The sequence below is a fragment of the Metabacillus sp. 22489 genome (assembly GCF_052044855.1).
GTDB lineage: Bacteria > Bacillota > Bacilli > Bacillales > Bacillaceae > Metabacillus > Metabacillus niabensis.
Genome location: NZ_JBQENT010000041.1, coordinates 41607 through 47606, shown reverse-complemented (window position 1 = coordinate 47606; position 6000 = coordinate 41607). Strand labels below are relative to the sequence as shown.

Sequence of the window (6000 nt, the reverse complement as noted above, 5' to 3'; positions counted from 1 at the left end):
CAATTTCCCCACTGAAACCACTCCTTTAGCTTTATACTTATTATTCTATCAAATAAAAAACTGTGTGAGTAAGGAACCGTACGCATTCCTTACTTACACAGTTAATATTACACTCCCCATTAATATGAACTTCTTCAAAACATTTAGGGCATTTTGTAAAATATTTATCAATTAAAAATTGATTCATTGATTCTTCCGAGCCAAAAAGATTTAATATGCCTTCGTCTCTAGTTATAAGAGAGTTTAGAATTTCTTTTAAGTTGTTAGAAAAAATCAAACTTACTTCATCTGAAAAGGGCTTTAAATTTTCATGGATTTTAGCAGGGTTTGATGGATCACTAAAATCCTTTTTATTATCTGTGATAAAATATATCTTTTCATAATTAATAGTACCGTTTTTAATATGGTCATATAAAGTAAAAAAGATAGATGCATCTGCTGATTCATTCTTTAGATGATTCTTATTTTGCGAAAATTCATTATAAAAGAAGGGTGCTTCTTTTTTTATTGATTTTTCAACGATTAATTGTTCAGCTTTTTGAGATCTTTTTACTATTTTAGTGTAATTAGGATCATCCAAAAGGTTGTTTATCTTTTCTGCTCTTTTACCATAGTTGTATTTATATTTTCTAATTTCCATTCTTTTAATTTTTTCAAGTGTTTTTTCCATTTCCATCTTTTCTTCTTCTGTATCAAGAAATCTTATTAAACTTTTATATTCCTCAATAGTCTTTTGACTATTGTCAATAAAATCATTCTGAGTTTTATTGACATGTCTTTTCCATTCGAGTAGTACTTGATCGGTAATTATTAAATGACATTCATATGTTATTACTGCAGTAAGAAATTTATTAAAAGTCGTGGTGTCGTGTGTACCAGGTTCAAATAAATTAAGTAAAATATTTGTATCTAAACAGAGAGCTGTATTAGTATCCATAATTAGTTTTCACCAATCTTCTATATGTAATATATTATTTATATTTTAACATATTACACAACTATAAATGGTATATTATCACATTAATTCAAACCTTTTTTAAAATAGGTGTAAAGTGACAATAAGTTTATAATCTTATTGTTTGAACTATCAAAACCAGGAAAATGCGTGATGGAAATTCATAAAGAAGTAGATGGTGTCAATTTAGGAGTTATTTTTCATACATTTAGGTGATATTTTTCACTTACAACATTAAATTCTTGGCTAGTTCCAATATAAAAGCATGGTTTGAAATTAAACAAAAACATGCTAAAAAAATATAGACTTCTTCAACTAAAGCACTCGTTAGTTGAAGAATAATAACGACTTCTTCATAAAAGCACCGAATACGGATTAGAAATTAAACAAACCTTGCTCTTTCCATTGGTCAAAATACTTTTGATATCCCATTTCCTCAGCAGTCATAGTATATTGCACCCCATCTAATTTAAAAGTATGAGAACCAGACAAGGCTTCATATGTTGGATTCTCTTTCACATCTTCGAAAAGAGCTTCAAATGTAGCAATATCAACCTCAGAAGAGCCATTTCTCCTTGTTTCAAGAAGAATGAAATCTTCTTCTTTTTGGTCTATATCTCTTGTGAAAATTAAACCTGCCTTTTTCAATGAGAAGTATAATCGGTTCAATGTTTAATCTCCGTTCACTAAAAAAATTTAATATCAACTAAAAGCCCCAACCTTTACAATCTTTAATTCACTTTACCATAAATATAATCTATCCTTACTGCATTGACCTGCATCTATAGTTGAACAAGAAAAAGCGATGGTTCTTTATTGAAGTATTGCTAACTATTAATTCAATAACGAACTACTCTTTTTAGGTACATAATCAATTGAATTAGCAATTGCAACCAACATTTCTGCTGACACCTTCTTAGTTAGTCTTTTATCAATTCCGAGAATATATTGCCATTTATCTTTTTCAAAAACAAAGAAATAAACATTCTGTTCGGCAAAAAAAATGGCTTCATGTCCATTTTTAAGTGTATAAGATTTCTGATTAGCTTTATCATTTATTGTTATTTTATTTTTTAAGGGTCTTATATCAATTTTATAGTGATTTTCTGGAGAATTTTCATTTATAAACTCTATATTCAGAGAGTCATTTACTCCATATTCCTTATCTTCAGTAAATCTTCCAAACTGATGGGTAAAAGGGATAGAAGGAACTATAAATGGCAATTTCACATCCTTCTTAAAGTGTTTCTCAAATTCATTAACTGCTTCTTCAACTGTTTTATAACCATGTTTAATATACATTTCCTCTAATGGTGGAAGTGTATTATTCGGTTTAGCATACACTGTTCCATTACTTGTTCCACAGATTAAAAAACTTAATAAAATCAATAATAGATTAACTCTTTTATCCAATTTCATCACCCTAAGTATTTTTAGTGATATTTTCCCCAATCAATTTGAGACTATACTTCTTCAACTAAACTGCTCCTTTAGTTTAAGTATATTACTTCACAATCGAATAAACCTTATATATATCTAGTGCAATGTATCGACTAATAAAAGATGCAAAATAACTCCAAAAGTGACACCTTCTTGGATTAAAGGGTCTTTTTTTAAAAAATAAAGGAAAAGTTGTAAATTTGTGGAATTATATATATGTAATAAAATTACTAGGAGGGATTATATGTTAAGAAAACTAGGTTTGAAAACTACCTTGTTAGGTTTTGTTATGGGTACCCTGGTATTTGGGGGGAATGTAGCAGAAGCATCTTCTGATGATTCATTTAAGGAATATATGCTTTCTGAACCAAGTAATGGAATTAGTGCTAGAGGTATCGGAACACTTGTGTCAATGGGAACTGATACAAATTTAATTAATGGAAATGTCCATTCAGATGGTGGTACCTATTGTAGTAAAATGTGTAAAGAGATAAGAGTTGCTTCTTATATTTATAAAAATAATAAAAGTGTTTCATACAAATTAGATAGAAGAAGTAATGCTTATCATGCATATGCAATACCTGATTATGTAAAATACTATACTGGATCTTCTTACTATGGCGCATCAGATCACTATGCATTGGATAATTATGGTCAATCAGTTGCCGATAGAACTATAGATAGTGATTTGTAAATTTTATACTAATTATAAAGATTAGTGGAGAGTATATATAGCCACTAATCTTTTTCTATTTATTTTTCAAAACTGTTGATAAATAACTATTGGTAAAGGGGAAAATTCTGTAATGAAAAAAAGGTTATATATACTATTAATACTCTTTTTCACCATTATAATGGTTGGTTGCAACAAGGATGCTACTGTTAAAGAAGTCAGTAGTAAAGTTAAAAAGGATGTTTCTATTGGTACTACTTTAGGATTAAATGATGAAACAGCAGTTTCACAATTAAACGAAACATTTCACATTAAAAAAGGTAATGAATTTAATCCAAGTATAAATTTACATAATCGTGATACTAAATCTAATTCATTTAGATTATATTTTATGTTAGATTACAATGAATCAACAATAATATATAACAATAAGGAATTAACCTTTATAGATATAAAATTGGATCCCTTTGAAGAAAAAACTATAGATATTGAGTTAGAAGACTTAAGTAATGGTTTGCATGATTTTATTGTTTTATCAGTAAGAAATCCAGATAAACTCTTATTAGAAAAAAAGTTTTTTCCACCTGGGCATTTTAATTTAGCGAAACGAACAACATTAATCGTTGGAGGTTCGGATAGTCCACCTAAGGTAGACTATATAAATTATAAAGCATTCGATTCTAGTGAAGAAATGCCAGCGATATTAACCACTAAACCTTCTAAAAGTCTCGAGAATGAGGGGATAACAATATTACCATATAATAGCAACTCTGAACTTTGGTTAAATTTCAATTCTACTAACGTTAAAAAATATGCAATATTTGCATATTTAGGGGATGAATATCTTCCTATAAAAAACAGATTTGTTGAGGTTGACAATAAAGGTATTATTAATATTCCTCTAGACATCAAATTAGTCAAAAATAAAAATTTAGTTATTGGAGTGGTTGAGAATCCGTTTGAAAAACAGACCGACGAAACAAGAATTCCATGGTTTGTTCAAACATTAAATAGAGTAAGTGTAAAATAATTAACAAACATAACTTACTGTTTATATGTTTTTTTTAAATTAATAAGAAATGTTTGATAAAACAAAATTTACAATCGTATTTAATCGAACTTTATAAAGCAATAGAGGTAGTCATTAGTGGCGTATTTTCCGACGAAGCTTTAAGAGAAATTCGGTTTAATTTTGTAGCACAACTCTTTGCTACATATAACAAAACAAACGATTTAACTGAAATTGAGATTAATTCAATATGGCATATAAGAGTCTCTATCCAGACTATTTTATGGCGTACTGATGCTAGTATAGTTCCATGGACACAACTTAGTTAAGTGTTAAAATGTTACTAAGAAAGGTTGTGTCCATATGGGAAACAAAAATACAGGCAAAAAATATAACGAAGATTTTAAAAAGATGATCGTTGATCTTTATAACTCTGGTAGCTCAGCTAAAGATTTAAGCAGTGAATATGGCGTTTCTGAAGTAACTATTTATGCATGGGTAAAGAAGTTTTCTCCAATACAAACGGAGGATGGCTCAACTGTGACAGCTGATGAAATCGCCAATATGAAAAAGCAAATGCTCCATCTTCAGGAGGAAAATGAAATCTTAAAAAAGGCTATGGCCATATTTGCGAAAAAATAGAAACAGACGAGCTCATCGATGTAATTGTAGATCTTCAAGACCAACATGCCACACAAACTCTGTGTAGTGTACTTGGTATACCTAAAAGCACTTTTTATCAATCGTTTAAAAAAACGGAATCTAATCGTGAATCTGAAAACAAGCAACTAACAAAAAGAATCAAAGAGATCCATGAAGAAAGCAAAATGCGTTATGGTGCCCCAAAAATTCACAAGATCCTGCAAAAAGGTGGATTTAAAGTGAGTTTAAAACGTGTTCAACGACTGATGAAGGCTGCTGGTCTCTTTTCCATTGTGAGGAAGAAGTTTCGTCCTCAGTCAAGTAAAGTGAAAGTAATTGATCGTGATAACCTATTAAATCAAGACTTTACTACTACTACAATTAATGAGAAATGGGTCGCTGACATTACTTATATCAATACGTTAAGAGACGGTTGGTGTTATCTAGCTTCCGTTATGGACTTGCATTCTAAAAAAATCGTTGGTTATTCGTTTGGACGAACAATGGTGACAGATTTGGTAATCAACGCTTTAAATAACGCTCTCGATACTCAACATCCAAGTGAAGGATTAATCCTTCATTCAGATTTAGGTTCCCAGTATACCAGTGAAGACTTTCAAAAGCTTTGTGAAACAAAAAAGATTAAACAATCCTTCAGTAAAAAAGGCTGCCCATATGATAATGCCTGTATTGAATCATTTCATGCCATTTTAAAGAAGGAAGAAGTTCATCATGTTACATATTTAGACTATAAAACTGCGAGTCTAGCAATGTTTCAGTTTATTGAAGGCTGGTATAACCGAAAAAGAATTCACAGTAGTTTAGGTTATAACACTCCACAAGATATTGAAGATCAAGTGAAGATAGCATAAGCTTGTGCACTTACATGGCTTGGAAGTGATTCCCACAGAGGCACCGTGTCAAACACTGGCATAAAACAAACTTCTTTCATCAATATAATTTTAATAACACTAGAACTTAACTTTTTTGTGTCCAAAATATTGACTCAAATCCATACTTCTCTAATTCGCCAGCTATATTTTATATTAACAAAGCTATGTTAATTTGGCTTTGTGAAAATAGGGTGAAAATAGAAATGGAAATTTGTGGGATATTCCAATTAAACTAAAGGGATCTTTGATTCAATAAGAAAAAAATCAAAAGTCGCACATTATAAGTCGCCTTTTTTGTCAATTTAGGAGTTATTTTTCATACTTTTAGGTGATATTTTTCACTTACAACTAAATTCATAGCTAATTCCAATATAAAAGCATGTTTTGA

The 6000-nt window shown here is 29.9% G+C and carries 6 protein-coding genes; 3 read left to right on the top strand and 3 right to left on the bottom strand.

From position 1 onward, the window contains the following. Positions 1–40: 40 nt before the first annotated feature. From ACTJJ9_RS20140 to ACTJJ9_RS20130, 3 genes are all read right to left on the bottom strand, one after another. Positions 41–937, bottom strand: coding sequence for a PIN domain-containing protein (locus ACTJJ9_RS20140; RefSeq protein WP_186324344.1), 897 nt, complete (start codon positions 935–937; stop codon positions 41–43). Between the two features lie 393 nt (positions 938–1330). After that, positions 1331–1624, bottom strand: a complete 294-nt coding sequence (locus ACTJJ9_RS20135) for a hypothetical protein (protein WP_145585360.1) — start codon at positions 1622–1624, stop codon at positions 1331–1333. Positions 1625–1789: 165 nt separating this feature from the next. Continuing rightward, the gene (locus ACTJJ9_RS20130; protein ID WP_145585359.1) at positions 1790–2374 is read right to left on the bottom strand and encodes a carbon monoxide dehydrogenase; all 585 of its coding nucleotides are present in this window, start codon (positions 2372–2374) and stop codon (positions 1790–1792) included. A gap of 265 nt (positions 2375–2639) precedes the next feature. Between ACTJJ9_RS20130 and ACTJJ9_RS20125 the strand changes: the two genes are divergently transcribed. From ACTJJ9_RS20125 to ACTJJ9_RS20115, 3 genes are all read left to right on the top strand, one after another. Further along, positions 2640–3089 carry a hypothetical protein gene (locus ACTJJ9_RS20125; protein WP_145585358.1) on the top strand — a complete coding sequence of 150 codons (450 nt, stop codon included), beginning with the start codon at positions 2640–2642 and terminating at the stop codon, positions 3087–3089. Between the two features lie 112 nt (positions 3090–3201). Further along, complete coding sequence (locus tag ACTJJ9_RS20120; protein WP_145585357.1) at positions 3202–4098, top strand: hypothetical protein; 897 nt, start codon at positions 3202–3204, stop codon at positions 4096–4098. Between the two features lie 342 nt (positions 4099–4440). Further along, a protein-coding gene (locus tag ACTJJ9_RS20115) for an IS3 family transposase (RefSeq protein ID WP_440768841.1) occupies positions 4441–5591 on the top strand; the annotation gives its coding sequence in 2 pieces (ribosomal slippage) (positions 4441–4681 and positions 4681–5591; 1152 coding nt in all). Positions 5592–6000: the final 409 nt, after the last annotated feature.